This window comes from Corallococcus sp. AB038B (assembly GCF_003668955.1).
Lineage (GTDB): Bacteria > Myxococcota > Myxococcia > Myxococcales > Myxococcaceae > Corallococcus > Corallococcus exiguus.
Genome location: NZ_RAWO01000317.1, coordinates 1 through 395, shown reverse-complemented (window position 1 = coordinate 395; position 395 = coordinate 1). Strand labels below are relative to the sequence as shown.

General features: G+C 69.1%; 1 protein-coding gene. It reads left to right on the top strand.

From position 1 onward, the window contains the following. On the top strand, positions 1-395 hold a 395-nt coding region (locus tag D7Y04_RS46245), incomplete at both ends, for a biotin/lipoyl-containing protein (RefSeq protein WP_121763093.1).

Genomic DNA, 395 nt, shown 5'->3' with positions numbered 1-395 from the left:
GTACGAGGTGAGCGCAGGCGGCGAGTCGCTCGAAGTCGGCGTGTTGGGGTTGGCGGACAGCGTGTTCGACTACTCCGTTGGCGGGGCGCGAGGCCGTGCGCGCTATCTCCGGAGCGGGGACTCGCTCTGGTTGGATTTGGGCGTCGGGGCACGCCGCCTCACGGACGTGACGTTTCGTCCGGCGAAGTCGTCGGAGGGGGCGGGCACAGGCCGACTGCTCGCGCCGATGGACGGACGCATCCTGCGCGTGGATGCGAAGCCGGGCGACGTGGTGAAGCCGGGTGACGTCCTCCTCGTGCTGGAGGCGATGAAGATGGAGTTCCAGCTCGCGGCGGACATTCCCGGTGTCGTCGAGGCGGTGAATGCCTCGGCGGGTGGACAGGTGTCCGCGAAGC